The following is a 26,555-nucleotide window of genomic DNA, read 5'->3' as shown; positions in this document are numbered from 1 at the left end:
TGCCCTCACACACTGATAGCGATTGGCTGCGAGGTGCTTGCCAATAGCCGTTTGATTTCGGGGACGCAGGAGCCACATTGCGTGCCGCAGCCCAATGCTTGTTTCAGCCCGTCCAGGTTCAGGCCGCGGCCGATGCCGGCGCATATCGCGCTTTCACTGACGTTTTTGCAGTTGCAGAGAATTCTGTTGCTGGTCGTTCCACCACCGGGCGGCGCGCTTAGCGGTGCCAGCAGCCAGCGGCGTAACTGTTCGTCGGCGCGGCCTTCCAGCCACAGGCTTTGCAGCCAGTGGCGGGCGAGGGTTTCGCCGGCCAGGCGGATCGCGGTAATCCGGCCTTTCTCGATCTTTACCCGTTTACCGATGGAGCGGCGCGGGTCGTCATAGGCCATGACCGGGCCGTCATTGAGGCCCAGCAATCGGTCGATGCTGTTGAGCAGTTGCAGGTCCGGTGCTTCGGTATGGGCAGCCCGCACCAGCAGGGCCGGCCGCTCACGCCCGGTCAGGCTCAGGCTGACGTAGGCAAACTGCTCACAAAGGGGGCGCAAGGCTTCGAAGTGTTGCTGCACATCGCCCTCGATCAGCGCGAACAAGTGCCAGGGCAATTGCACGGCTTCCAGGCGTACGCCGCTGTGTTTGAGTTCCGGCTGTTTCGACAGTGGGTCGAACGCCGGCTGGGTCAGCGCATTGACGCCACCCTTAAGGAAGCGATCGCCCCAATGCATCGGCAGGAATGCCTGGCCGGGTCGCACGCTGTCATCACTGGTCACCGCCACAATCACGTTGGCGCGACGGCTTTTGAGATTGACCAGGTCGCCTTCTTTGAAACGGTGCCGGCGCAGTTCGTCCGGGTGCAGGCTGAGCGATGCTTCGCTGACATGGCCAAAGAGTTGCGCCGCCGTGCCAGTACGGCTCATGCCGTGCCATTGGTCACGCAGGCGGCCGGTGATCAGGGTCAGTGGAAAGCGCGCGTCCCGCTGCTCTTTGGCGGCGCGATAAGGATCAGCGACAAACTGCGCACGACCACTGGCGGTCGGGAAGACGCCATCGGTGTACAGCCGTGGCGTGCCGGCCTGGGCCTTTGCGGGAAACGGCCATTGCTGCGGGCCGATGCGGTCGAGCAGGGCGTGGCTGAGGCCCGACAGGTCCAGGTCCTGACCACGGGTCAGCTGTTTGTATTCATCAAACACCTGCGCGGGCGTTTCAAAGGCAAACAGGCCGGTTTTTTGAGGACGCAAGCGGCGCTCCAGGCGCTGTGCGAAATCCACGGTAATCGCCCAGTCTGGTCGCGCTTCACCCGGTGGGGCGATGGCCTGGCGCACGTGGGAAATGCGCCGTTCGGAGTTGGTCACGGTGCCTTCTTTCTCGCCCCAACTGGCGGCGGGCAACAACAGGTCGGCAAAGGCGGCGGTTTCTGTGGTGCGGAAGGCCTCCTGCAACACCACGAACGGGCACGCGGCCAGGGCCTGGCGCACGTTGTTCTGGTCTGGCAACGATTGCGCGGGGTTGGTGCAAGCGATCCACAACGCTTTGATCTTGCCGGCCTGTACCTGCTCGAACAGTTCAATGGCAGTCAAGCCGGTGCTGCAGGGCAGTTGTTCAACCCCCCAGTAGGCGGCCACTTCGGCGCGATGCTCGGCGTTGCCGGCGTCGCGATGGCCTGGCAGCAGGTTCGACAGGCTTCCGGTCTCCCGGCCGCCCATGGCGTTGGGCTGGCCGGTCAGGGAAAAGGGCCCGCAACCCGGGCGGCCAATGGTGCCGGTGGCCAGGTGCAGGTTGATCAGCGCACTGTTTTTTGCGCTGCCGGCGGTGGACTGGTTCAACCCCATGCACCACAGCGACAGGAAGCTGGGCGAGGTGCCCACCCACTGTGCGCACTGGCGCAGTTGTTCGACACTGATCCCACATAATTGCGTGACCATCTGTGGCGTGTAGTCATGGACCAACCGCTTCAACTCGACCAGACCCTCGGTATGAGCCTGGATAAAGTCGCGGTCGATCCAGTCTTCCCACAACAACAGATGCAAAATCCCATGGAACAACGCCACATCAGTACCGGGCAGGATTGCCAGGTGCATATCCGCCAAGTCGCAGGTGTCGGTGCGCCGGGGGTCGATGACCAGCACTTTCATCTCGGGTCGGCGTGCCTTGGCCTCTTCCAGCCGGCGAAACAGTACGGGATGGGCGTAGGCCATGTTACTGCCGACGATCATCACGCAATCGCTGGCCTCCAGGTCCTCGTAGCTGCACGGCGGCGCATCGGCGCCCAGGCTGCGCTTGTAGCCGACCACTGCCGAAGACATGCACAGCCGGGAATTGCTGTCGATATTGTTGGTGCCCACCAGGGCCCGCGCGAGTTTGTTGAAACTGTAGTAGTCCTCGGTCAACAGTTGCCCGGAGATATAGAACGCCACGCTGTCGGGGCCATGCTCGGCGATGGTGTCGGCGAATACATTGGCCGCGTGTTCCAGGGCCGTGTCCCAATCGGTGCGGCCGCGGGCCAGTTCTTTGCCCAGGCGCAGCTGCGGGTACAACGCCCGCGCCGTCAGATCGCCGGTCAGGTGCAGGCTGGAACCCTTGCTGCACAACTTGCCGAAGTTGGCCGGGTGTGCCGGATCGCCGCTGACCCCGAAGATCTGCGTGCCATCGTGCTCGATCAGCACGCCGCAGCCGACCCCGCAGTAGCAGCAGGTCGATGCCGTGACCTGGCGGTTCATCAACCGGCGTCCCGCAGGGCCAGCATCACCCGGCCGTTTTCCACCCGGGCGTGGTGATGGTGGGCGCAGCCGATATCCGGGGCCTGGGCTTCGCCGGACGCCAGGTCGATCTGCCAGTTGTGCAGCGGGCAGGCCACGCGTTTGCCATAGATCAGCCCCTGGGACAGCGGCCCGCCCTTGTGCGGGCAGCGGTCATCGAGGGCGAACACTTCATCGTCACTGGTGCGAAAAATCGCGATTTCCCCTTTCGGGCCACTGACAATGCGCGAGCCCAGGGAGTTGATTTCTTCGAGGGCGCAGATATCCAGCCAGTTCATAGCACTACCTCCAGCTGTTTGACGGCGATGGTGTCGAATTCCTTCTTCAGCAGCGGCTGCTCCAGGCGCTCTTTCCACGGGTCTTGTTCAAACGACAGGGAGAATTGCAGGCGCTCATTGAGGGCCTGGCGCCGCGCCGGGTCTTCCAGCACGGCCTTCTTGATGTGGTCCATGCCCACCCGTTGCAGGTAGTGCACGGTGCGCTCCAGGTAGAAGGCTTCTTCGCGGTACAGCTGTAGGAAAGCGCCGTTGTACTCACGTACTTCTTCGGCGGTCTTGAGCTTGACGAAAAACTCCGCGACCTCAGTCTTGATCCCGCCATTGCCGCCGATGTACATCTCCCAGCCCGAGTCGACGCCGATAATGCCCACATCCTTGATTCCGGCTTCCGAGCAATTGCGCGGGCACCCGGACACCGCCAGCTTGACCTTGTGGGGCGACCACATATTGAACAGGTCATGTTCCAGCTCAATGCCCAGTTGCGTGGAGTTCTGCGTGCCAAACCGGCAGAACTCGCTGCCAACACAGGTCTTCACGGTGCGGATGGATTTGCCGTAGGCATGCCCGGACGGCATATCGAGGTCTTTCCACACCCCGGGCAGGTCCTGTTTCCTGATGCCCAGCAAGTCGATGCGCTGGCCGCCGGTGACCTTGACCATCGGCACGTTGTACTTGTCGGCCACATCGGCAATCCGGCGCAGCTCGGAAGGATTGGTCACACCGCCCCACATCCGTGGGACTACCGAGTAGGTGCCGTCTTTCTGAATATTGGCGTGGGCCCGTTCGTTGATCAGGCGCGATTGCGGGTCGTCCTTGGCTTCGCCCGGCCAGGTGGAAATCAGGTAGTAGTTGAGTGCTGGGCGGCAGGTGGCGCAACCGTTGGGCGTACGCCAGTTCAGGTAGCTCATGGTGTCGGCGATGGTCAGCAAGTGCTGGTCGCGAATGGCCTGGCGGATTTGCCCGTGATTGAGGTCGCTGCAGCCGCAGATGGCTTTTTCGCTTTTGGGTTTGACGTCGGCGGCGCCGCCCACAGTGTTGATCAGGATCTGCTCCACCAACCCGGCACAGGAGCCGCAGGAGCTGGCGGCCTTGGTGTGTTTTTTCACCTCATCGACACTGAACAGGCCCTGTTCCTGGATCGCCTTGACGATGGTGCCCTTGCACACCCCGTTGCAGCCGCAGACTTCGGCGTTGTCGGCCATGCTCATGGCTTTGTCCTGGCCTTGGTGGCCTACATCGCCCAGGGCGTTTTCGCCGAACATCAGGTGATCGCGGATCTCACCGATGCCATGGTTCTCACGGATCTGCCGGAAATACCAACCGCCGTCGGCGGTATCGCCGTACAGGCAGGCGCCGACCAGTATGTCGTCCTTGATCACCAGCTTCTTATAGACGCCGCCGATAGGGTCGGAAAGGGTGATGGTCTCGGTGCCTTCGCCGCCCATGAAGTCGCCAGCAGAAAACAGGTCGATGCCGGTGACTTTCAGCTTGGTCGAGGTCACCGAGCCTTTGTAAGTGGCGAAGCCCAACTGCGCCAGGTGGTTGGCACACACCTTGGCCTGCTCGAACAGCGGCGCCACCAGGCCGTAGGCAATCCCACGATGGCTGGCGCACTCGCCGATGGCATAGATGCGCGGGTCGTAGGTTTGCATCGTGTCGTTGACCAGAATCCCACGGTTGCACGGGATGCCGGACTGTTCCGCCAGCTCGGTGTTGGGGCGGATACCGGCAGCCATCACCACCAGGTCAGCCGGAATCACCTCGCCATTTTTGAACTGCACCGAGCCCACGCGACCATTGCCGGCGTCATGCAGGGCCTGGGTCTGCTCGCACAGGCGAAACACCAGGCCCCGGCTTTCCAGTTCGGTTTGCAGCAACTGGCCGCTGGTCTTGTCCAACTGGCGTTCCAGCAGCCATTCGCCGATATGCACCACGGTCACGTGCATGCCGCGCAACATAAGGCCATTGGCCGCTTCCAGGCCCAGCAAGCCGCCACCGATGACCACCGCGTGCTTGTGGGTGCGGGCGGTGTCGATCATGGCCTGGGTGTCGGCGATATCGCGGTAGCCAATTACACCCTGCAAGGTATTGCCGGGGATCGGCAGGATAAACGGGGTCGAGCCGGTGGCGATCAGCAGGCGATCGTATTCGGCTTCCGTGCCGTCTTCGGCGATGACTTTGCGCTTGACCCGGTCGATCTGCACCACCTTGCGGTTGAGCAGCAGCTTGATGTTGTTTTGCAGGTACCAGTCCAGGTCGTTGAGCACGATCTCTTCGAACGTCTGCTCACCGGCCAGCACCGGCGACAGCAGGATGCGGTTGTAGTTGGTATGGGGCTCGGCGCCAAAGACCGTAATGTCATACAGCTCGGTGCTCAGCTTCAGCAGTTCTTCAAGGGTGCGAACCCCGGCCATGCCGTTGCCGATCATCACCAGTTTGAGTTTCTTCATGTCGTTCTCCGCAGTGGCTCGACAAATCACGCGCAAACAAAAAAGGCGTCCCGCTAGTTGCCTAGCGAGGACGCCTTTGTCCTGGTCCCGTTCTCTCGGGAAAGCCCCACCTTCGTCGTTGAAGGGTGGGCTGTATGTGGGGGTGTTGTAGAAGCTAATGCAGTGGTTGTGCCAAGTCGCGCAACGCCGGGTTTACTGGGGTTTTAGTGGATGCTCCAAGGTCTTTACGCACCATTTGAAGGCGGGATGCCCACAACTGGCGCACCTGCCTCCTATAGGGATAACAGATACAGCAACAGCAGATTGATCAGCAACGACACCAACGCCAGGGTTTGCCAGACCTTCAGCGGCTCGCGCTCCAGCAGTGGCCGCGGGCGCAGGCTCAGTTCGCGGCGGTCGGCCTGTTCCAGCACCAGCAGCCATTCCTCGGCGGTTTCGTAACGTTGGACCGCCTGTGCCGCCACCGAGCGCTCCAGGCTCTGCTGCAACCAGTCGGGCAGGTCGGGTCGATAACGGCTGGCACTGACTGGTGTGTTGAAGCGGGGGCGCTGGAACGCTTCGATTTCACCGTAGGGATAATGCCCGGTCAGCAGGTAATACAGGCTCACGCCGACGCTGTACAAATCCTGCTGCGGTGTCGGACGTTCGCCGCTGAAGGCTTCGGGCGCGATAAAGCTGGGGGTGCCCGGCAACAGGTGAGCGCGGTCTTCGGATAAGCCGGGGCAATAGGCCAGGCCAAAATCCAGCACCCGCAGTTCGCCGTCTTCCCCCAACAGCAGGTTTTCCGGCTTGATGTCACGGTGCAGGATTTGCCGGCGATGCAGCATGCCCACCGCCCGCAGCAAGCGCTCGGCGATGGACTGCCATTGCGCCAGCGGCAAGGGGCCTTGCTGCTGGAACAGTTCGGCCAGGGTCTGCCCGCTGTATTCACGCATCACATAGTACAAATGCTGACGCCCGCTGCCCGGATGGACTTCAGGAAATGCCCGTCCCGCCACCCGGCGCAAAAACCATTCTTCCGCGAGCAGGGCCTGGGCCGCATCGTTGTCATCGTCGCGACCCGGGGCCAGGGTTTTCAGCAGCCAGGCTTGCTGCTGGGTATCACGTACCCGATACAGCAACGACTGCCGACTGTGCACCAGCACGCACTCCACCTGCCAGCCTTCAAAGGCTTGCCCGGCCTTCAACGGCGGCGGTAGCGGCCACTGCTGCAACTGCACCAGCGCATCACCCAGGGTCGCGGCGCCAAGCTGGTCGATGCGCACCAGCAGGGCGCTGGCATTGTCCTGGCTACCCGCCAGGTGCGCCGCATTGACCAGGGTGTTCACGGCCAGATCCAGATCGGCCTGTTCGCGCAGGATCGCGCGGATGCTGTGATCGGCCAGGGTCGCCCATACCCCATCGCTGAGCAGCAGGAAGCACTCGCCCTGGCGCAGTTCACCGTCGAGAAAATCCACCACCAGATGCTGGTCCAGGCCCAGGGCGCGCTTGAGCACATGCTGCATGCCCGGTTGCTCCCAGACATGTTCTTCAGTGATGCGCTGCAACTCGCCCGCGAACCAGCGATACACCCGGCAGTCACCGACATGGGCCAAGGTAAAACGCTGGCCGCGAAACACCAGGGCACTGAGGGTGGTCAGCAACGGCTGGCCGCCGCCATTGGCCTGCAGCCAGCGATTTTGCGCGAGCAACAGGCGGTCCAGGGCCTGGGCCACGCCCCAGGTTTGCGGCGTGGCGTAGTAGTCCAGGGCCAGGGCCTGCAAGGTCGAGCGCGCGGCCAGGCCGCCGTCGGCGCATTGGCTGACACCATCGGCGATGGCACACAGATAGCCCTTGCTCGCGGCCAGCTCCGGGGCCGGGGTGACCAGGCGCAGGGCGTCCTGGTTTTCCGCGCGCGGCCCAATGGCGCTGGCCTGGGCCACGCTCAGTTGCAGGCTCATCAGACCCGCGCTGCGGTGACGGCAGCCGAACCCCAGGTGGTCCTCCAGCGCCGCTTCACGCCATACAGGCCGAACCACGCCAGCACGCCCAGGCTGGCGAATAGCCACAACGCCAACTGATAGCTGCCGGTGCTTTGCTTGATTGCACCCATACCCGCCGCCAGGGCGAAACCGCCGATACCGCCGGCCATGCCGATCAACCCGGTCATCACGCCGATCTCCCGGCGAAAGCGCTGGGGCACCAACTGGAAGACCGCGCCGTTACCGGCCCCCAGGCCGAGCATGGTGCATACGAACAGGGCCAGTGCAGCGTAGGAACTCGGTAGGTTGAAGCCCACTGCCGCGATGCACACCACCGCCACGCCGTACATACCCAGCAGGGTGCGGATCCCGCCGAAGCGGTCGGCCAGGGCACCGCCCAGGGGCCGCATCAGGCTGCCGCCGAACACACAGGCGGCGGTGTAGTAGCCGGCAGTGACCGGGCTCAAGCCATATTGGTCGTTGAAGTAGCCGGGCAGGGCGCTGGCCAGGCCGATAAAGCCACCGAAGGTCACGCTGTAGAAGAACATGAACCACCAACTGTCGCGGTCGCCCAGGGCCTTGAAGTAGTCGGCCATGGATTTGGCTTTCGGTCGCTCAGGGGCATTGCGCGCCAGCCAGGCGAATACGATCAAGGTCAGGACCAGCGGGATCAGGGCAAAGCCAAACACGTTGCTCCAGCCAAAGGCGGCGGCGATCAGCGGCGCCAGCAATGCGGCGAACACCGTGCCGGAATTGCCCGCACCGGCGATGCCCATGGCCTTGCCCTGGTGTTCGGCGGGGTACCACTGGGAGGCCAACGGCAGGGCCACGGCAAACGAGGCCCCGGCCATGCCGAGAAACAGCCCCAGCAGCAGCGCCTGTTCATAACTGTGGATCCCCAGTTTCCAGGCACAGAACAGCGCCACAATCACGATCACCTGGCCGATCAGGCCGGCGGTCTTGGGCGACAACTTGTCTGCCAGCATGCCCATCAAGAAGCGCAGGATCGCGCCCGCCAGGATCGGTGTGGCAACCATCAGCCCGCGTTGCTGGGTGGTCAGTTGCAGGTCGGCGGCGATCTGCACCGCCAGCGGGCCCAATAGATACCAGACCATGAAACTCAGGTCGAAATACAGGAACGCGGCAAACAAGGTCGGGGTGTGCCCGGATTTCCAGAAGCTTGATTTCATCACGCACCTCAGATTGGGGATCTTGTAGAAGGCCTGGTGATGGAACGGCCAGCGAAGGCCGCCCCACCCAAACGAAAAAACGCCGCCACCGGGTTCGCCTGGGCAAACCGGATGTGCGACGTCTTTGTCGTGGAGGGGCAACCGCCGTTGGTTACCTGGGATGTTTGGTTTGCAAGTCTTGCGCCAATCGGGACACTGCCATCGCGGGCAAGCCCGTTTCCACAGTGGGCGAGGGTAGTTGTGTGTCTCAGCCTAACAATTCACTCATGGCAATAATCTGCTCGGCCACCTGGATCAACTTCTGCTGGCGGCTCATGGCTTGGCGGCGCATCAGGGTGTAGGCCTGTTCTTCATTGCAGTCCTTCATTTTCATCAGCAAACCCTTGGCCAGCTCGATGCGCTTGCGTTCCGCCAGTTGCTGGTCGCGGGCCTGCAGCTGCGCACGCAGGGCCTGATCGCTCTCGAAGCGTGCCATGGCCACATCGAGGATCGGCTGCAGGCGCTGGGCCTGGATGCCCTCGACGATGTAGGCACTGACCCCGGACTTGATTGCCTGGCGCATCACGTTGGGGTCATGTTCGTCGGTAAACATCACGATGGGGCGGGGCTGGTCACGGCTGACCAGCACCACTTGCTCCATCACATCGCGGCCGGGTGACTCGGTATCGATCAGAATCACATCCGGGCGCACCGTTTCGACGCGCGCCGGCAGGTCGATGGTCAGGCCGGACTCGTCGATCACCTCAAAACCGGCCTCGGTCAGTGCACTTTTAAGGCGCCCGACTTTACGCGGGGTGTCATTGATCAGCAGGATTCGCAACATGGCTGGCCTCCCATCAGCGCAAGGCGTGGCGGACGACATCGTCGGCCAGGGCATGCAGGCGGAAGCTACGGGCGTAGGCGGCCGGGTCTGAGCCATCCCAGACCTTGCCGTCGATCAATTGGCTGCTGCGCATGTCCGCGCCCCAGGCTGCCACACCCACCGCCGTCGCGGCCTGGCGATAAAGGTCCAGTTGCTGCACCTGCCGGGCAACGGCGAGGTAGTCAGGGTCGTCACGCAGCAGGCCCCAGCGGCGGAACTGGGTCATGAACCACATGCCGTCGGACAGGTACGGCAGGTTGACCTCGCCACCGCCATGGAAGCGCAACGCGTGCACGTCTTGCCAGTGGTTGCCCAGGCCATCGTCATAAGCCCCGAGCAGGCGCGGTTCGATGCAGTCGAGTGGGGCGTCCAGATATTCCCTGGCGCTGAGCAGTTGCGCGGTGGAGCGGCGGTTCTCCAGGCTGTCGTCGATAAAACGGCTGGCCTCCAGGATCGCCATTACCAGCACGCGGGCGGTGTTGGGGTATTGCTCGACAAACGCCTGGGTGCAGCCCAGGACTTTTTCCGGGTGATCCGGCCAGATCGCCTGGCTGGTGGCCAGGGTAAAGCCCTGGTTCTGCTGCACCGCGCTGGCGCACCAGGGTTCGCCCACACACAGGCCGTCAATCCGCCCGGCCTGCAAGTGCGCGACCATCTGCGGCGGCGGCACCACCACACTCTCGACATCGCGCAGCGGATGAATGCCTTGGCTGGCCAGCCAGTAATACAACCACATGGCGTGGGTGCCGGTGGGAAACGTCTGGGCGAAGGTGAGTTTTGTCCGGCTTTGGTGCACCTTGCGCGCCAGTGCCTCAGGACTGGTCACGCCCTGGTGCTGCAGGCCCTGGGACAAGTTGATGCCCTGGCCGTTCTGGTTCAGGCCCATCAGCACCGCCATGTCGGTTGGTGCCACGCCGCCGATGCCCAGGTGCACCGCATAGATCAGGCCATACAGGCTGTGGGCGGCGTCCAGTTCGCCGCTGACCAGCTTGTCGCGCAGGCCGGCCCAGGATGACTGGCGCTTGAGGTTCAGCGTCAGCCCGTACGGCTGGGCAAACCCTTGGGTCGCCGCGACCACCAGCGAGGCGCAATCGCTCAAGGCCATGAAGCCCAGGTCGAGGCTGCTCTTTTCCGGGGCATCGCTGCCGTTGACCCAGGCCAGGGGGTTATTGGCCTGGCTGTTGCCCACCTGATCACTCATCAACACCTACCTTCTGTGTGAAAAAAGGCGTCGTTCCGTAGGGCGGCTTGCAAGCCTCCTGCAGGTAACGACGCCTTTGTCCTTGAGCCCGTTCCGTCGTTGGTGCGGGCCGCGATACACAAGACAAAGCAAGGCACATGCCACGGCGCAGGGCGAGCCGTGGTTGATCAGGTTTTCATCAAGATTGCATTGCGCGGGCCTTTCACTATGGCGCTCCTTTGGGCAACACCCTTCAGGAAACCCCGCGTGCTTCTTGATCAATCTATCGCAGCGACCTGCAATGCCTTTTTGCAGCGCTGGCTGCTGGGCGGGCTGTTGATGCTCGCTGCCCTGCCAGCCATGGGCGCGACCTACCTGGCGTTGGATGAAAGCCTTTCGGGCTTCTTCACTCGACTTGCGGTGCCCTTGGGGCAGCCCATCGTGGTCAGCAAGCGGGCGGCGGGCAAGCGCATCACCGGGCAATTTGATTTTGCCGACGCGCAAGCGGTCCTCGAGACGGTGGCGTTGCAGCACGAATTGATCTGGTACAGCGACGGCCAGGTGCTACATCTCTACGACGCCAGCGAGGCCAAGAGTTCCGGGGTGATTCTGCGGCACATGAGCGTCGACAGATTGCGTGTGGTCATGCGGCGCGCGGGGCTCGACGAGGCGCGCTACCCGCTGCGCAAGGCCGGTGCGCGATTGTTTTATGTGTCCGGGCCCGCCAATTATGTCGATCACGTATTGCGCCTGGCCCAACTGATGGACCGCCAACGCCCGGCACGGCGCCAGGCGTTGCCGGAAGTCGGTGTCGTGCAGGTGCTGAATCATGACGTGGCAGACCACCAGTACGACATGGGGCTGCAAAAAATCACCGTGCCCGGCATGGCAACGCTGGTCGAGCGTCGGCTTGCCGAGCTTGGGCGCAAGGCCGGCACTGGCGCAGCGGTAATCGCCTACCCACAGGTCAACAGCCTGTTGATCAAGGGAAGCGCGCAGCAGTTGCGGTTTATCAAAGAACTGGTGGCTGAACTGGATATACCCACGCCTCCCGTGATGGGCTCTGTTTCGACCCCCCTGAGCTCTGATCAATACGAGCGCGTCCGGCGTGCATTTGCTCGCATCGCCGAGCAATGAAAGCAGGCATTACCCATGGCGAACGGGGGCTGTTGACCTCGAAAGTTCCTACGAAACACTCCCGGAAAACTTCGAAGCACAGGGTTTTTTCCTAACGTGCAATTGGCTGCGGGTTTCTATAGTCGCGATATCTCCAGGCGGTGCGATATCAATATTCAAGGCGCCGCGTATGTCAGACAGGAACAGAGGTTTGCATGGTTGCTGCAGTTGAGGGCTTGGTCAGGGGCTCCCTCGCCTTTGGTCATTGGAAGTTGCAGGGTGATGGCCGGCTGACCGCCGAAGGTCGCGACATTCAGTTACCCCCCAAGGAGTGTCATGTGTTGCGCTTGTTGCTGGCCACGCCCGGCGTATTGGTGACCAAGGACTACCTGCTGGAGCAGGTCTGGCCCCATATCGACATCGCCGAAGAGTCCCTGACCCGTTGTATCTACTCATTGCGCAAGCAATTGGAGGGCGACAGGCGGTTGATCGCGACAGTGTATGGCCGCGGTTATCGCTTCAATGGCCGGGTAAGGGTGCTCGAGCGGCATGGCCAGGCAGCGCAAGGTGCGGGTGCTCCACGGCGTGCTTGCCCGGCCTGTGGCTGGTACGCCGAAGCGGCTGTCGAGCAGGCATGAAACGAGCCTGCAGGCTGGGGCTGCTGTTACTTATCCTGGGCAAGGCGAGTGAGGCCAGGGCTTATTGTTGGGCTGAGGCCGCCCGCCAATACGATATCGAGCCGGAGTTACTGCAAGCCATTGCCGCCGTGGAGTCCGGCTATCGCGCCGAGGCCATGAACTACAGCAATAACAATGGCAGCCGTGACATCGGCCTGATGCAGATCAACAGCATTCATCTGCCGCGCCTGCTCAAGCAGGGGATTACCGAGCAGCGTCTGTTGGATGAGCCGTGCCTGTCGGTGGAGGTGGGGGCGTCGATTCTGGCCGACTTCATCAAGCAGTTTGGTTACAACTGGACCGCCGTGGGCGCCTACAACGTCGGGCCTGGGGCAGGGGGCGAGCGTGATGCGCTGCGCCTGCGTTATGCGCAGAAGATCTGGGCGCGCTACGAAGAGTTGATGCAGCATCGAAGCGGATGATCGACCGGCGGTGTGCCATGCCTCGCACGTACCCGCCACCCCGGCTATAATCGCCGCCACCTTTCGCCGCCATCCGAGTCAAGCCCGCCCATGTATACCCTGGCCCGCCAGCTGTTGTTCAAACTCTCCCCGGAAACTTCCCACGATCTGTCCCTGGACCTGATCGGCGCGGGTGGCCGCCTGGGGCTCAATGGCCTGGTGTGCAAGGCGCCGGCAAAGATGCCGGTCTCGGTGATGGGGCTCGATTTCCCCAACCCGGTGGGCCTGGCAGCGGGCCTGGACAAGAACGGCGCTGCCATCGACGGCTTTGCGCAGTTGGGTTTCGGTTTTGTCGAGATCGGCACCGTCACGCCGCGCCCGCAGCCGGGCAATCCCAAGCCGCGCATTTTCCGCCTGCCGGAGGCCGAGGCGATCATCAATCGCATGGGGTTCAACAACCTGGGCGTCGATCACCTGCTGGCGCGGGTCCAGGCCGCCAAGTACAAGGGCATCCTCGGGATCAATATCGGCAAGAATTTCGACACCCCGGTGGAACGTGCGGTAGATGACTACCTGCTCTGCCTGGACAAGGTCTACGCCCACGCCAGCTATGTGACCGTCAACGTCAGCTCGCCCAACACCCCGGGCCTGCGCAGCCTGCAGTTTGGCGACTCGCTCAAGCAACTGCTCGAAGCCCTGCGCCAGCGCCAGGAAGACCTGGCGGTACGCCATGGCAAGCGCGTGCCCTTGGCGATCAAGATCGCCCCGGACATGAACGACGAAGAAACCGTGCTGGTGGCCCAGGCCCTGGTGGATGCGGGGATGGATGCGGTGATTGCCACCAACACCACCCTCAGCCGTGCGGGCGTTGAAGGCCTGGCTTTCGGTGACGAGGCGGGTGGGCTTTCCGGCGCGCCGGTGCGTGACCAGAGCACCCATATCGTCAAGGTGCTGGCGGCCGAGTTGGCCGGGCGTTTGCCGATCATCGCCGTGGGCGGTATCACCGAAGGCAAGCACGCCGCCGAGAAAATCGCCGCGGGTGCCAGCCTGGTGCAGTTGTATTCCGGGTTTATCTACAAGGGCCCAGCGTTGATTCGCCAATCGGTGGACGCCATTGCGGCGAGCGGGCTTGCCCCGCGTGGGACTGCAAAGCAGCCCTGAAGCTGCTGCTGCGCAGGCGTTTCAAGCCCATAAAAAAGGGCTCCTCGAAGGAGCCCCTGGGCCGAAGCCCGCCGCCCGGATGGGGCGTGCGTGGTTAAGTTGTTACATTCTTCAAGGTGGTTGTCGGAATTAAGTGCCCTGATTAGCCGACGGCGTGAAGTTCGTTGAGTCTGTGGATCCCCGCAGTGCCGGTCATACCGTCCCAGTTGTCGCCGCGTCCTTCGCGCCAGCCGTTAATCCAGGCTTGGCGTACTGACGGTAGAGTAAATGGGCAAAGCTCACGGGATTTGCCATGAACGCCATACTGATATCCGCGTAAAAATGCTCTTTCCAACGGATCACGCTTAAGTCTTCTCATAGGGTGTTTCCCTCACTTGTTGACTGTCTTGATATCCTTCGGCCTCGTCCGAGGCCGGGCAGAGTTTTTCTGCCGTTGGTGTGGCTCGCTGCCGGCGTGGCGAGCCTCTGTGTCAGCGTCGTTGTGGCGCTAACCTGTGTTGAGTTCTAACCAATAGGTCACATGGTTTCAATGATCGTTTTGTCATAAGCACGTAACGATAACGATGCTATAGCCATAAGCTGGGATGGCTTTTCGCCCCATTTATTGGGCAAAGCCAGCTATGATGTGCCCTGTATAGAGGATGGGTTTAATCCTTTAGTGAGAATACCCGCCGCTTGCAGTCGGTTATTATTCGACGAAGGGTCAGAATATTTCCTTTTGTTGCTCAAATTATCTCTCTGCCCCGGCAATCAAGGCCCTGCAGGTCTGGACACCGGGGTGGAACGGCACACATTCGTGCCACGCGAGCGCTCTTCAAGAAAAGCGCTTGATTGAAAACCGAACGCGCGATGCGTCGCCCGTTCACTTATTGCTGAAAAGCCTGGAATCCCCATGTCGGACCGTTACGAACTCTTCCTCACTTGCCCCAAGGGCCTCGAAGGCCTGCTGATCGAGGAAGCCGTCGGGCTTGGCCTTGAAGACGCCCGCGAGCACACCTCGGCTGTGCGCGGCATGGCCGACATGGAAACCGCCTACCGCCTGTGCCTCTGGTCGCGCCTGGCCAACCGTGTACTGCTGGTGCTCAAGCGCTTCCCGATGAAGGATGCCGAAGACCTGTACCACGGGGTGCTGGATATCGAATGGCAAGACCATATGGTCCCTGACGGCACCCTGGCGGTGGAGTTCAGCGGCCACGGTTCGGGCATCGACAACACCCACTTCGGCGCGCTGAAGGTCAAGGATGCGATTGTCGACAAGCTGCGCACCCCGACCGGTGAACGCCCGTCCATCGACAAGATCAACCCCGACCTGCGCATTCACCTGCGCCTGGACCGTGGCGAAGCGATCCTCTCCCTCGACCTGTCCGGCCACAGCCTGCACCAGCGCGGTTACCGCCTGCAGCAGGGCGCGGCACCGTTGAAGGAAAACCTCGCGGCGGCAATTTTGATTCGTGCCGGCTGGCCGCGCATTGCTGCTGAAAACGGCGCGTTGACTGACCCGATGTGCGGCGTCGGTACCTTCCTGGTGGAAGGTGCGATGATCGCCGCCGACATGGCCCCCAACCTTAATCGCGAGCAGTGGGGCTTCACCGCCTGGCTTGGCCACGTGCCGGCCCTGTGGAAAAAACTCCACACCGAGGCCAGCGAGCGTGCGGCCATCGGCATGAACAAGCCGCCATTGTGGATCCGCGGTTACGAAGCCGATCCGCGCCTGATCCAGCCTGCGCGCAACAACATCGAGCGTGCCGGCCTGAGCCACTGGATCAAGATTTACCAGGGCGAAGTCGGCACCTTCGAGCCGCGCCCGGACCAGAACCAGAAAGGCCTGGTGATCTGCAACCCGCCGTACGGCGAGCGCCTGGGTGACGAAGCCAGCCTGTTGTACCTCTACCAGAATCTCGGTGAGCGTCTGCGCCAGGCGTGCATGGGCTGGGAGGCGGCGGTGTTCACCGGCGCCCCGGACCTGGGCAAGCGCATGGGCATTCGTAGCCACAAGCAGTATTCGTTCTGGAACGGCGCGTTGCCGTGCAAGCTGCTGCTGATCAAGGTCAACCCGGACCAGTTCGTCACCGGCGAGCGCCGCACCCCGGAGCAGCGCCAGGCCGAACGTGAGCAGGCCGCCTACGACCAGGCCCCGACCGAGCCGCAAGAGCGCCAGTACAACAAGAACGGTAACCCGATCAAACCTGCGCCTGCACCGGCGCCAGTGGTTGAGCAGGCGCGCTTGAGCGAAGGCGGGCAGATGTTTGCCAACCGCCTGCAAAAGAATCTCAAGCTGCTGGGCAAGTGGGCCAAGCGCGAGGGTGTCGATTGCTACCGCGTGTACGATGCCGATATGCCGGAATACTCCATGGCCATCGACCTGTACCACGACTGGGTGCACGTCCAGGAATACGTGGCACCAAAGTCCATCGACCCGGAAAAAGCCTCGGCGCGCATGTTCGATGCCCTGGCCGCCATTCCCCAGGCGCTGAACATCGACAAGAGCCGTGTGGTGGTCAAGCGCCGCGAGCGTCAGAGCGGCACCAAGCAGTACGAGCGCCAGAGCGCCCAGGGCAAGTTCACCGAAGTCAGCGAAGGCGGGGTGAAGCTGCTGGTCAACCTCACTGACTACCTGGACACCGGTCTGTTTCTCGACCACCGCCCGATGCGCATGCGCATCCAGAAAGAAGCTGCCGGCAAGCGCTTCCTCAACCTGTATTGCTACACCGCCACCGCCAGCGTGCACGCAGCCAAGGGCGGCGCGCGCAGCACCACCAGCGTCGACCTGTCGAAAACCTATCTGGACTGGGCGCGCCGCAACCTGTCCCTCAATGGCTTCTCCGACAAGAACCGCCTGGAGCAGGGCGATGTGATGGCGTGGCTGGAAGCCAGCCGTGATGAGTTCGACCTGATCTTCATCGACCCGCCGACCTTCTCCAACTCCAAGCGCATGGAAGGTGTGTTCGACGTCCAGCGTGACCACGTGCAATTGCTCGACCTGGCCATGGCCCGCCTGGCGCCGGGCGGGGTGCTGTATTTCTCCAACAACTTCCGCAAGTTCCAGTTGGAAGACAACCTGGGCGAGCGCTATGCCGTCGAGGAAATCAGCGATAAAACCATTGATCCGGATTTTGCCCGTAACCCGAAAATCCATCGTGCCTGGAAAATCACCGCACGCTGATCGACCTTGAAGCCGCAAGCCTGGATTTTTCCGGGCTCGCGGTTTTTTTACGCTGGTCAAAAGAGGGCTCGATGGCTATAACTAACCTCTTAGCCGAAGTAGCGCTCCTGCACGCTGGTGTTTCGAGTTTTGCCTATGCCGTTGCAAGCCGTCCGCCCGAAAATACTGGGATTTATCAGCGAGCAGGCATCCGCTTGGCTGGTGGCATTGGTGGTCTTGCTGGTGGGGGTGGCGCTCACCGCCGTGCTGGCGCTGACCACGGCCGATCGGCATCACCAGCAGGTCCGCCAGCGTTTCCAGTTATTGGTCAACGAGCGCTATAGCCGCCTGGAAGAGCGTTTCGAAGACCAGGAGCAGCGCCTGGGCAGCCTGCAGCGTTTTTTCGTCAACTCCCATGATGTTTCCCGCGAAGATTTCGATGGGTTCGCCCAGCCGTTGCTGTTGCGCGCCCGTGCCTATGCCTGGGCGCCCCGGGTAGCGCGTGATCAGCGCCGGGCGTTCGAACAACAGGTGTCACGCCAGCGTGGCGCGCCTTTCTCCATTCGTGAGTTGAATGAAGCCGGGGCGCTGGTACCGGCGCACGAGCGTGACGAGTACGTGCCGGTGTTGTACAGCCAGACCCAGAGCATCCTCGGCTCGCCCTTGGGGTTTGACCTGCTGGCCCAGCCGTTGCGCCGCTCGACGATCGAGCGGGCGTACCGTTCCGCAACCATTGCCGTATCCCAACCGATGTCGCTGGTGGGGGTGGAGCCGGCGTATACCATGGGCGTGTTGCTGGTAGCACCGGTCACTCGGCCGCCCACCGCGCAAATGCCCTACAACGAACCCTACGGTTTCGTCATGGCGGTGATCAGCATGCGCCAATTGGTAGCCGACGGTTTGCCCAAGCCCGCGCGGGATAACCTGGTGATGCAGATTGTCGACACCTCCGATACTCAACAGCAGGTGCTGTATGAGTCGGACAATCCCGTGGGCGATAGCAGCCTGGAGTCGATCCGCCGGCTGACCCTGGGCGATCATGTCTACGCCTTGAGCCTGCGTCCCAGCCAGGTGTTCGTGCAGGCCAATCACTCTTCGACGAGCAGTATCCTGGCCATGGGCGGTTTGCTCAGCCTGTTGCTCAGTGCCTTGCTCTATGTGCTGGTCAGCCAGCGGCAGCGGGCGCTGAGGCTGGTCCAGCAGCGTACGGGGCAATTGCACCAGCGCGAGTATGAGTTGCGTGGCGCCCATGGCCAGTTGCGCAGCGTGCTCAACGCCGCGACCCAGGTGGCGATCATTGCCACGGACTTGCGGGGCGTGATCAGCACGTTCAATGCCGGCGCCGAGAAGATGCTGGGTTATCAGGCCGACCAGGTGCTCGGTCACATGACCCTCGAAAGCCTGCACCTGGCGCCCGAACTGGAAGCCCGTGCGGTGCAGTTGAGCCAGGCGCTGGGCAAACGGATCATGCCCGGCCAGGCGATGCTGGTGGAGGGCAGCGACAGCCTGCATGAGGCCCGGGAGTGGACGTTGGTGCGCCAGGACGGCAGCCAGTTGACCGTGAATATGCTGGCCACGGCATTGCTTGACGAGCATGGCTTGTGGATCGGGCACCTGGCGATCTGCCTGGATGTCACCGAGCAGAAACGCGCGTATGAGGCCCTGGCGGCGCGGGATCGTTTGCTGAAAAAACTCAGTGCCCACGTGCCGGGCGGGATCTTCCAGTTCACCCTCGAACCCAATGACAACTGGCGGTTTATCTACGCCAGCGATGGTATTCGCGATATCTACGAAATCGACCCGGGGTTGCTGCAACAGGATGCCAAGCAAGTCTTCGAGCGTATTCATCCCCAGGACGCAGAGCGCATCCGCGCCTCTATCCGCCTGTCCGCGCTGCAGTTGAGTCACTGGCGCGAAGAATATCGGGTACAACTGCCGGGCCGGGGCCTGCGTTGGATCCGTGGCGAGGCGACGCCGGAAGAGTTACCCGGTGGCGGTACGCTATGGCATGGCTATGTGTCGGATATCTCCGATCTCAAGCGGGTGGAAGAAGAGTTGCGGGCACTGTCCATCACCGATTCGTTGACGGGTATCCATAACCGTCGCTACTTCCAGGATCGGCTGAAGGCCGAGATGAGTCGGGTGCGGCGTACGTCGGGGTCGCTGGCGGTGATCATGCTGGATATTGATCACTTCAAGCGCATCAATGACCAGCATGGGCACGCGGCGGGGGATGGTGTGCTGCAGGAGCTGTGCCGGCGTATCAGCCTGCGCCTGCGCCGCAGCGATGTGTTCTGCCGCCTCGGCGGCGAGGAATTCATGGTGCTGTGTCCCAATACCGATGGTGTCCAGGCCTACAGCCTGGCCGTTGAGTTGTGGGAAGTGCTGCGCAGTACGCCAATGGACGGCGTCGGCACGGTGACGGCGAGTTTTGGCGTAGCCAGTTGGCGGGTCGATGAGGGCGTGGATGGCTTGTTGCTGCGCGCGGATTCGGCGGTGTATGCGGCCAAGCAGGCGGGCAGGGATCGGGTCGAGGCGCAGCGGTTGCCTGCCTGAGCACCGTATACCTAATGTGGGAGCGGGCTTGCTCGCGATGACGGTGTATCAGTCGCCAGATGTATTGACTGACACACCGTCATCGCGAGCAAGCCCGCTCCCACATTTAGTCCGCAGTGGTTGCAAAAGGTTGGTAAGCCAACCGCTCTATAGGCCCGGCGCAGCCGCCGCCAGCTTCGGCTGGCGATACAGATCCAGCAGCACCTGGTCCAGCACCGACGATGCACCCCACGGCTTCGGATCGTTGAGAATCGCCACCACCGCCCAGGTATTGCCATTGTTGTCACGGCTGAAGCCGGCAATCGCACGTACTGTGTTCAGGGTGCCGGTCTTGACGTGGGCTTCGCCGCGCAGGGCTGTGGTTCTCAGGCGCTTGCGCATGGTGCCGTCACTGCCGGCAATCGGCATCGAGCTGATGAACTCGGCCGCATACGGGCTTCTCCAGGCGGCCTGCAGCATAGTCGCCATTTCCCGGGCGCTGACCCGTTCGGCACGGGACAGGCCGGAACCGTTCTCCATTACCAAGTGCGGAGCCGTGATGCCTTTTTTCGCCAGCCACTGGCGGATCACGCGCTGTGCTGCCCTGGCGTCGTCGCCGTCGGCATCGGTGCGGTATTGCGCGCCGAGGCTGAGGAACAGCTGCTGGGCCATGGTGTTGTTACTGTATTTATTGATGTCGCGGATGATCTCGGCCAGGTCCGGGGAGAACGTCCGGGCCAGGACCTTGGCGGTTTTCGGCACCGGGGCCAGCACATCGCGGCCCTGGATCGTGCCGCCCAACTCTTTCCAGATCGCGCGCACGGCGCCGGCGGTGTAGGTGGCATGGTCGAGCAGCGACAGATACGTCTGCGAGCTGCAGCCATCGCCCAACTGGCCGCTGACGGTCACGGTGACACTGCCGTCGGCGGCGGTGACCGGGTTGTAGCGCACATCACCGGTGCACTGCTTGGCGTTGCTGGCCTTGACCTGATTGTCGATCTGGATGCTGGCAATCGGCGGTTCCACCGAGACCAACACCTTTCCCGAATCATTGCGGGTCACAAAGCGCAGGGCCTTGAGGTTGACCAGCAGGGCGTCCGGCTTGACCAGGAACGGCTTGTTGGCATCGTTGCCGTCGTCGTTGAACTCCGGCAGTTGGGGCTGGATAAAGAAGCCGCGGTCCAGCACCAGGTCGCCGGTGACTTGCTGTACACCATTGGCGCGCAGGTCGCGCATCAGCAGCCAGAGCTTTTCCATGTTCAGCTTGGGATCGCCGCCGCCCTTGAGGTACAGGTTGCCCCGCAGGATGCCGCCACTGAGGGTGCCGTCGGTGTAGAACTCGGTTTTCCACTGATGGTTGGGGCCGAGCATTTCCAGGGCCGCGTAGGTGGTGACCAGTTTCATGGTCGACGCCGGGTTGACCGACACGTCAGCGTTGAACACCGTGGCGCTGCCGGGGCCATTGAGCGGAATCATTACCAGGGACAGGGCATTGTTCTGCAGTTTGGCTTTCTTCAGGGCTTCCTGGACTTTGGGTGGCAGGGTGGTATTGATCGGGGCGGCGGTGACCGAGAGCGCCAGGGGCAAAAGGAAACTGGCGAGTAATATTGGACGCAAGGATTTGATCATAAGAAGTAAGACCCTACTGCAGAGGAGGGTGAATATAGCGGGGGCTATGTAAGAAAATCCCCCAGTGGTCATGAAAGTGTCGGCATTATGCCCCAAGGTGGGGCTACTTGTGCCTCAACCATAGCTGCAAATGATGGATTTTTTTCGCGCTATCGTGCCACCCGTCTTGGATTGCCGGGCAATTCGCGCCTTAAACTGGTAGAGTGCCGGCCGTTAATACTTAAGAGGATTGTTCCAATGGCGACTAACCGTTCCCGGCGTCTGCGCAAAAAACTGTGCGTTGATGAATTTCAAGAGCTGGGTTTCGAACTGAACCTGGATTTCAAAGAAGGTTTGGACGACGAAGCGGTTGACGCTTTCCTCGACGCCTTCCTGACCGAAGCGATGGATGGCAATGGCCTGGACTACGTGGGCGGCGATGACTTCGGTCTGGTCTGCAAAGCCACCCGTGGTTCGGTCAACGAAGAACAGCGTGCAGCGGTTGAAGCGTGGCTCAAGGCTCGCCCAGAGCTGACCCGCGTTGAAGTCAGCGAACTGCTGGACGCCTGGCATCCAGAGACACCGGTTAACCCGGCTGTCTGATGTCATGAAAAAGCGACCCGCCCGGGTCGCTTTTTCGTTTCAAGGTATTAAATTCAGGCCTTGCGCCAGTTCAGAATCACCAGCGTCAACACCCCCGCCACAATCCCCCAGAATGCCGAACCGATGGAAAACAGCGTCAACCCCGACGCCGTGACCATAAAGGTGATCAGTGCTGCTTCCCGTTCCTTGGGCTCATTCATGGCAATGCTCAGGCCATTGATGATCGAGCCGAACAACGCCAATGCGGCAATCGACAGCACCAACTCCTTGGGCAATGCGGCGAACAACGCCGCCAAGGTCGCGCCAAATACCCCGGCAACCCCGTAGAAAATCCCGCACCACACGGCGGCGGTGTAGCGCTTGTTGCGGTCCTCATGGGCATGGGGGCCGGTGCAGATGGCCGCGCTGATGGCGGCCAGGTTGATGCCGTGGGAGCCAAACGGCGCGAGCACCAGTGAGGCCAGGCCGGTGGCGGTGATCAGCGGTGAGGCGGGCACGTCGTAGCCATCGGCGCGCAATACCGCGACCCCGGGCATGTTCTGCGAGGTCATCGCCACCACAAACAACGGAATGCCGATGCTGATGGTCGCCGCCAGGGAAAAGTGCGGCGTGGTCCACACCGGCGTCGCCACTTCCAGGCTGAACCCGCTGAAGTCCAGGAGCCCCATCAACCCGGACAAGGCAGTACCGATCAGCAGCGCCGCCAGCACGGCATATCGAGGCGACAGGCGCTTGATGATCAGGTAGGTAAAGAACATGCCCAGCACCAGGGCGGTGCGGTGCTGCGCGGCGACGAAAATCTCGCTGCCGATCTTGAACAGGATCCCGGCCAGCAGCGCGGCGGCCAGTGAGGCAGGGATTTTCTTCACCAGTTTTTCAAAGCTGCCGGTGAGGCCACAGATCGTCACCAGTACCGCGCAGGTGATGTAGGCACCGATGGCCTCGCCGTAGCTGACCCCGCCCAGGCTGGTAATCAACAGCGCCGCGCCGGGGGTCGACCAGGCAATGGTGATGGGCGTGCGGTAGCGCAGGGACAAGCCGATGCTGCACACCGCCATGCCGATGGAAATCGCCCAGATCCACGAGGAAATTTGCCCGGTGGTCAGGCCGGCAGCCTGGCCGGCCTGGAACATCAGCACCAGGGAGCTGGTGTAGCCGGTCATCATGGCGATAAAGCCGGCGACAATGGCCGAAGGCGAAGTGTCGGCCAGTGGGCGCAGCGGTGCCTGGGTCGCATCGGTCATGGGGCGGTGTTCCTTGTACCTGGGAAATCGTGGAATCAAGCCTAAACTCAAACGTAACTGACTGTTGCAATACAGCCGGTGGCGCAAACAGCCGTACAGTGTGTTGGCGCAACGGGTTGTGTACAATGTGCGCTGTTTTTACGCGATACTTGCCAGCGACCGCTGTACTCTTATTACAGTCAACGTCAATTCGCCGCCGTTCTCCCGACCCGAGTGCCCATGAACGAACAGTTGCAGCCCCTCAAGAAACAGCCGCGAGCCGGTAAGGCCGGTCGCAGTGGAACCCAGGACGATATCGTCTACGCGCATATCTTCGAGGCCATCCTCGAGCAACGCCTGGCGCCCGGTACCAAATTGAGTGAAGAAGCACTGGGCGAGATCTTTGGCGTCAGCCGCACCATCCTCCGTCGCGCACTGTCGCGCCTGGCCCATGAAGGCGTGGTGTTGTTGCGCCCCAATCGGGGTGCGGTGGTGGCCAGCCCAAGCGTCGAGGAAGCCCGCCAGGTGTTCCTGGCCCGGCGCCTGGTCGAGCGGGCGATCACCGAATTGGCGGTGCAGCATGCCTCGACCGAAGAGCTGGCCGAACTGCGGCAGATGGTCAATGACGAGCGCGACAGCTTCTCCCGTGGCGATCGCGGCGCGGGTATCCGGCTCTCTGGCGAGTTCCACCTGAAACTGGCCGAAGCGGCAAAAAATGCCCCGCTGATCAGTTTCCAGCGCAGCCTGGTGTCCCAGACCTCGCTGATCATCGCCCAGTATGAAAGCGGCAACCGCTCACACTGTTCCTATGACGAGCACACCCAGTTGATCGATGCCATCGAGGCTCGGGATGTGGGGTTGGCGGTGAACCTGATGATGCACCACATGGATCACATCGACAGCAAGCTCAACCTCGATGAGGAAAGTGCGTCGGATGATCTGCATGCGGTGTTCTCACATTTGCTGCAGACCAAGAAGCCGGGTCGCTCCTCTATAAAACTGTAAACCCCGATCAAACTGTGGGAGCTGGCTTGCCTTAATGCCAGTCAGTCAAGCGCAGATCCCCTGTGGGAGCGGGCTTGCTCGCGAAAGCAGTGGGTCATGGACCGACGTCTTCGCGAGCAAGCCCGCTCCCACATTTGATTTTCACTGCTTTGAGCATTGCGTTCGCTTAACTGATCGGCATTATGGCTTGCCTGCTCCCGCATTGGTTTGTGGTGCCCTTCAAAATCAGCGTTGATGCACCAGTTGGCCGGCTGCATACGTCTGCATCACCGCCCGATCATCCCCCAGCGTCATCAACACAAACAACGTCTCGGCAATGTCCTTGGCCTGCTTCAAGCGATAGCTGAGCAGTGGCGTGGCGTTGTAGTCCAGTACCAGGAAGTCGGCATCGGTGCCCGGCTGCAGGGTGCCGATCTTGTCTTCCAGGCGCAGCGCTTTGGCGCCGCCCAGGGTCGCCAGGTACAGCGATTTGAACGGGCTCAGGCGTGCGCCCTGCAATTGCATGACCTTGTAGGCCTCGTTCAGCGTCTGCAGCAGCGAGAAACTGGTACCGCCCCCCACATCCGTGCCCAGGCCCACGTTGAGCTGGTGCTTCTCGGCCATCGGCAGGTTGAACAAGCCGCTGCCGAGGAAGAAGTTCGATGTCGGGCAGAACGCGACCGCTGAACCGGCTTCGGCCAGGCGCGCGCATTCGTCGTCGCACAGGTGTACGCCATGGGCGAATACCGAACGTTCCCCCAGCAGCTTGTAGTGGTCGTACACGTCCAGGTAGCCGCTGCGCTCCGGGAACAGCTCCTTGACCCATTGCACTTCCTGCAGGTTTTCACTGATGTGCGTCTGCATGTACAGGTCCGGGTATTCCCCCAGCAACTGCCCGGCGAGGGTCAACTGTTCCGGTGTGCTGGTAGGCGCGAAGCGCGGCGTAACGGCGTAGTGCAAACGGCCTTTGCCGTGCCAGCGCTCGATCAGTGCCTTGCTCTCCTGGTAGCCGGATTCGGCGGTGTCGGTCAGGTAGTCCGGCGCATTGCGGTCCATCATCACCTTGCCGGCGATCATGCGCAGGTCGAGCTTCTCGGCAGCCTCAAAAAATGAGTTCACCGATTGCGGGTGCACACTGCCGAACACCAGGGCGGTGGTGGTGCCATTGCGCAGCAGTTCCTTGATAAAGATATCCGCCACTTCTTCGGCGTGGGCTTTATCGGCGAACTGGCTTTCACAAGGGAAGGTGTAGGTGTTGAGCCAATCCAGCAGTTGTTCGCCGTAGGCCCCGACCATGCCGGTTTGCGGCAGGTGGATATGAGTGTCGATCAGGCCGGGGGTGATCAGCGCGTCCTGGTAATGGGTGATTTCGATATCGGCCGCCAGCGTCGGCAGCAATTCGCTGGCATGCCCGAGGGCGCTGATCTGGCCGTTGTCGATCACCAGCAGGCCGTCCTCGAAATACTCATAGGAGGCGTCAATCCCGACGATGGCGGGGTCGGCGAGGCTGTGCAGAATGGCGGCACGGTAGGCTTTACGAGTCAAAGGCATGGTCGTCTCAATTCATAGCTTGGCTGCGGCGAGATACCGGCAGCAGTTTGGCAATGGGTTCGGCGCTCGCGGTGTGCTGGCCGAAGTTGGCGTTATAGGTGGCGATGATCTCGCCGGCGATGGAGATGGCGATTTCCACCGGCAATTTGCCCTTCACCTCGGTGAGGCCCATGGGGCAGCGCATGCGTTGCAACTGCGCAGCCTCGAAGCCGCGCTCACGCAGGCGGTGTTCAAACTTGACGCGTTTGGTCTGCGAGCCGATCAGGCCGAAGTAGGCAAAGTCATTGCGCTTGAGCAGGGCGGCGGTCAGTTCCAGATCCAGTGGGTGATTATGGGTCATGACGATGCAGTAACTGCCCGCAGGCAGGTCGGCAATTTCATCGACCGGCTCTTCGCTGACGATTTTACGCACGCCCTGGGGGATATGCTCCGGGAATTCCTGTTCCCGCGAGTCGATCCAGCGCACCCGGCACGGCAGGCTGGCCAGCAGCGGCACCAGGGCGCGACCGACATGGCCGGCGCCGAACACGGCAATCTGCGCCTGCACCTGGCCCATGGGTTCGAACAGCAGCACGGTGACGCCGCCACAGCACTGGCCGAGGCTGGCACCGAGGCTGAAGCGCTCCAGATGGGTGTTGTGCTGACCGCTGGCGAGCATGTCGCGGGCGATCTGCATGGCCTTGTATTCCAGGTGGCCGCCGCCGATGGTGTCGAAGGTTTGCGCGGCGCTGACTACCATCTTCGAACCGGCATTGCGCGGCGTGGAGCCGAGCTCTTCGATAATGGTCACCAGCACGCAGGGTTCACCCTGGTGTTGCAGGTCGGCGAGGGCGCTGATCCAGTTGTTCATGTCTACCTCAACATTGCTGTTGTCAGTCAG

At 62.0% G+C, this 26,555-nt stretch carries 20 protein-coding genes; 8 read left to right on the top strand and 12 right to left on the bottom strand.

Translation table 11 applies throughout. From position 1 onward, the window contains the following. Positions 1-5 precede the first annotated feature (5 nt). The 7 genes from HU773_RS20020 to HU773_RS19990 form a co-directional block, all read right to left on the bottom strand. Entirely contained in the window at positions 6-2,714 is a 2,709-nt protein-coding gene (locus HU773_RS20020) for a nitrate reductase (protein ID WP_169989635.1), read from the bottom strand. Next, entirely contained in the window at positions 2,714-3,031 is a 318-nt protein-coding gene (gene nirD / locus HU773_RS20015) for a nitrite reductase small subunit NirD (protein ID WP_057439522.1), read from the bottom strand. The genes HU773_RS20020 and nirD overlap by 1 nt, the downstream gene beginning before the upstream one ends. Beyond that, on the bottom strand, positions 3,028-5,481 hold the full coding sequence (nirB, locus tag HU773_RS20010; RefSeq protein ID WP_169960532.1) for a nitrite reductase large subunit NirB: 2,454 nt from the start codon (positions 5,479-5,481) through the stop codon (positions 3,028-3,030). The genes nirD and nirB overlap by 4 nt, the downstream gene beginning before the upstream one ends. A gap of 272 nt (positions 5,482-5,753) precedes the next feature. After that, complete coding sequence (locus HU773_RS20005; RefSeq protein ID WP_186625682.1) at positions 5,754-7,421, bottom strand: bifunctional protein-serine/threonine kinase/phosphatase; 1,668 nt, start codon at positions 7,419-7,421, stop codon at positions 5,754-5,756. Then, on the bottom strand, positions 7,421-8,632 hold the full coding sequence (locus HU773_RS20000) for a nitrate/nitrite transporter (RefSeq protein ID WP_057960340.1): 1,212 nt from the start codon (positions 8,630-8,632) through the stop codon (positions 7,421-7,423). Before HU773_RS20000 ends, HU773_RS20005 begins: the two co-directional genes overlap by 1 nt. A 247-nt stretch (positions 8,633-8,879) precedes the next feature. After that, entirely contained in the window at positions 8,880-9,455 is a 576-nt protein-coding gene (locus HU773_RS19995; RefSeq protein WP_057439520.1) for an ANTAR domain-containing response regulator, read from the bottom strand. 13 nt (positions 9,456-9,468) lie between these two features. Then, positions 9,469-10,695, bottom strand: coding sequence for a CmpA/NrtA family ABC transporter substrate-binding protein (locus tag HU773_RS19990; protein ID WP_120733854.1), 1,227 nt, complete (start codon positions 10,693-10,695; stop codon positions 9,469-9,471). A gap of 246 nt (positions 10,696-10,941) precedes the next feature. Between HU773_RS19990 and HU773_RS19985 the strand changes: the two genes are divergently transcribed. From HU773_RS19985 to HU773_RS19970, 4 genes are all read left to right on the top strand, one after another. Beyond that, a complete protein-coding gene (locus tag HU773_RS19985; RefSeq protein WP_225923813.1) occupies positions 10,942-11,811 on the top strand; it encodes a secretin N-terminal domain-containing protein in 870 nt (289 codons plus the stop codon). Between the two features lie 194 nt (positions 11,812-12,005). Beyond that, on the top strand, positions 12,006-12,428 hold the full coding sequence (locus HU773_RS19980) for a winged helix-turn-helix domain-containing protein (RefSeq protein WP_169960529.1): 423 nt from the start codon (positions 12,006-12,008) through the stop codon (positions 12,426-12,428). Further along, entirely contained in the window at positions 12,425-12,889 is a 465-nt protein-coding gene (locus HU773_RS19975) for a transglycosylase SLT domain-containing protein (protein ID WP_186625680.1), read from the top strand. Before HU773_RS19980 ends, HU773_RS19975 begins: the two co-directional genes overlap by 4 nt. Before the next feature lie 90 nt (positions 12,890-12,979). Beyond that, a complete protein-coding gene (locus tag HU773_RS19970) occupies positions 12,980-14,029 on the top strand; it encodes a quinone-dependent dihydroorotate dehydrogenase (protein WP_057960337.1) in 1,050 nt (349 codons plus the stop codon). A 142-nt stretch (positions 14,030-14,171) separates the two neighbouring features. Here HU773_RS19970 and rmf read toward each other — a convergent pair whose 3' ends face one another. After that, positions 14,172-14,387 (bottom strand): ribosome modulation factor, encoded by a 216-nt coding sequence (rmf, locus tag HU773_RS19965; protein WP_002553055.1) that lies wholly within the window; start codon positions 14,385-14,387, stop codon positions 14,172-14,174. 534 nt (positions 14,388-14,921) lie between these two features. On the opposite strand from rmf, the gene rlmKL reads away from it, so the two are divergent. Next, positions 14,922-17,192, top strand: a complete 2,271-nt coding sequence (gene rlmKL, locus HU773_RS19960) for a bifunctional 23S rRNA (guanine(2069)-N(7))-methyltransferase RlmK/23S rRNA (guanine(2445)-N(2))-methyltransferase RlmL (RefSeq protein WP_057439518.1) — start codon at positions 14,922-14,924, stop codon at positions 17,190-17,192. A 135-nt stretch (positions 17,193-17,327) separates the two neighbouring features. After that, on the top strand, positions 17,328-19,727 hold the full coding sequence (locus HU773_RS19955) for a sensor domain-containing diguanylate cyclase (protein WP_057960335.1): 2,400 nt from the start codon (positions 17,328-17,330) through the stop codon (positions 19,725-19,727). 147 nt (positions 19,728-19,874) lie between these two features. On the opposite strand, the gene dacB is transcribed toward HU773_RS19955, so the two are convergent. Further along, on the bottom strand, positions 19,875-21,335 hold the full coding sequence (gene dacB, locus HU773_RS19950; RefSeq protein ID WP_186625625.1) for a D-alanyl-D-alanine carboxypeptidase/D-alanyl-D-alanine endopeptidase: 1,461 nt from the start codon (positions 21,333-21,335) through the stop codon (positions 19,875-19,877). Between the two features lie 237 nt (positions 21,336-21,572). On the opposite strand from dacB, the gene HU773_RS19945 reads away from it, so the two are divergent. After that, positions 21,573-21,917 carry a YggL family protein gene (locus HU773_RS19945; RefSeq protein ID WP_038442289.1) on the top strand — a complete coding sequence of 115 codons (345 nt, stop codon included), beginning with the start codon at positions 21,573-21,575 and terminating at the stop codon, positions 21,915-21,917. Between the two features lie 53 nt (positions 21,918-21,970). On the opposite strand, the gene HU773_RS19940 is transcribed toward HU773_RS19945, so the two are convergent. Then, the gene (locus HU773_RS19940) at positions 21,971-23,161 is read right to left on the bottom strand and encodes a benzoate/H(+) symporter BenE family transporter (RefSeq protein WP_057439514.1); all 1,191 of its coding nucleotides are present in this window, start codon (positions 23,159-23,161) and stop codon (positions 21,971-21,973) included. Positions 23,162-23,380: 219 nt separating this feature from the next. Between HU773_RS19940 and HU773_RS19935 the strand changes: the two genes are divergently transcribed. Next, entirely contained in the window at positions 23,381-24,145 is a 765-nt protein-coding gene (locus HU773_RS19935) for a GntR family transcriptional regulator (protein WP_186625623.1), read from the top strand. 225 nt (positions 24,146-24,370) lie between these two features. Here HU773_RS19935 and guaD read toward each other — a convergent pair whose 3' ends face one another. Then, positions 24,371-25,675 (bottom strand): guanine deaminase, encoded by a 1,305-nt coding sequence (gene guaD / locus HU773_RS19930; RefSeq protein ID WP_057439512.1) that lies wholly within the window; start codon positions 25,673-25,675, stop codon positions 24,371-24,373. A 7-nt stretch (positions 25,676-25,682) separates the two neighbouring features. Then, complete coding sequence (gene xdhC / locus HU773_RS19925) at positions 25,683-26,525, bottom strand: xanthine dehydrogenase accessory protein XdhC (RefSeq protein ID WP_057960333.1); 843 nt, start codon at positions 26,523-26,525, stop codon at positions 25,683-25,685. Positions 26,526-26,555 lie beyond the last annotated feature (30 nt).

The organism is Pseudomonas shahriarae, assembly GCF_014268455.2.
Lineage (GTDB): Bacteria > Pseudomonadota > Gammaproteobacteria > Pseudomonadales > Pseudomonadaceae > Aquipseudomonas > Aquipseudomonas shahriarae.
The sequence above is the reverse complement of the archived record's forward strand: the minus strand, read 5'-3'. Positions and strand labels throughout refer to the sequence as shown.

Excerpts from the sequence above, each read along its gene's own strand:
- rlmKL (WP_057439518.1), top strand. The coding sequence starts at position 14,922 with ATGTCGGACCGTTACGAACTCTTCCTCACTTGCCCCAAGGGCCTCGAA.
- HU773_RS19955 (WP_057960335.1), top strand. The coding sequence starts at position 17,328 with ATGCCGTTGCAAGCCGTCCGCCCGAAAATACTGGGATTTATCAGCGAG.
- HU773_RS19995 (WP_057439520.1), bottom strand. The coding sequence starts at position 9,455 with ATGTTGCGAATCCTGCTGATCAATGACACCCCGCGTAAAGTCGGGCGC.
- HU773_RS20000 (WP_057960340.1), bottom strand. The coding sequence starts at position 8,632 with ATGAAATCAAGCTTCTGGAAATCCGGGCACACCCCGACCTTGTTTGCC.
- HU773_RS20005 (WP_186625682.1), bottom strand. The coding sequence starts at position 7,421 with ATGAGCCTGCAACTGAGCGTGGCCCAGGCCAGCGCCATTGGGCCGCGC.
- dacB (WP_186625625.1), bottom strand. The coding sequence starts at position 21,335 with ATGATCAAATCCTTGCGTCCAATATTACTCGCCAGTTTCCTTTTGCCC.
- xdhC (WP_057960333.1), bottom strand. The coding sequence starts at position 26,525 with ATGAACAACTGGATCAGCGCCCTCGCCGACCTGCAACACCAGGGTGAA.
- HU773_RS19940 (WP_057439514.1), bottom strand. The coding sequence starts at position 23,161 with ATGACCGATGCGACCCAGGCACCGCTGCGCCCACTGGCCGACACTTCG.
- HU773_RS20020 (WP_169989635.1), bottom strand. The coding sequence starts at position 2,714 with ATGAACCGCCAGGTCACGGCATCGACCTGCTGCTACTGCGGGGTCGGC.
- HU773_RS19990 (WP_120733854.1), bottom strand. The coding sequence starts at position 10,695 with ATGAGTGATCAGGTGGGCAACAGCCAGGCCAATAACCCCCTGGCCTGG.
- HU773_RS19970 (WP_057960337.1), top strand. The coding sequence starts at position 12,980 with ATGTATACCCTGGCCCGCCAGCTGTTGTTCAAACTCTCCCCGGAAACT.
- HU773_RS19980 (WP_169960529.1), top strand. The coding sequence starts at position 12,006 with ATGGTTGCTGCAGTTGAGGGCTTGGTCAGGGGCTCCCTCGCCTTTGGT.
- HU773_RS19935 (WP_186625623.1), top strand. The coding sequence starts at position 23,381 with ATGAACGAACAGTTGCAGCCCCTCAAGAAACAGCCGCGAGCCGGTAAG.
- guaD (WP_057439512.1), bottom strand. The coding sequence starts at position 25,675 with ATGCCTTTGACTCGTAAAGCCTACCGTGCCGCCATTCTGCACAGCCTC.
- rmf (WP_002553055.1), bottom strand. The coding sequence starts at position 14,387 with ATGAGAAGACTTAAGCGTGATCCGTTGGAAAGAGCATTTTTACGCGGA.
- HU773_RS19945 (WP_038442289.1), top strand. The coding sequence starts at position 21,573 with ATGGCGACTAACCGTTCCCGGCGTCTGCGCAAAAAACTGTGCGTTGAT.
- nirB (WP_169960532.1), bottom strand. The coding sequence starts at position 5,481 with ATGAAGAAACTCAAACTGGTGATGATCGGCAACGGCATGGCCGGGGTT.
- HU773_RS19975 (WP_186625680.1), top strand. The coding sequence starts at position 12,425 with ATGAAACGAGCCTGCAGGCTGGGGCTGCTGTTACTTATCCTGGGCAAG.
- nirD (WP_057439522.1), bottom strand. The coding sequence starts at position 3,031 with ATGAACTGGCTGGATATCTGCGCCCTCGAAGAAATCAACTCCCTGGGC.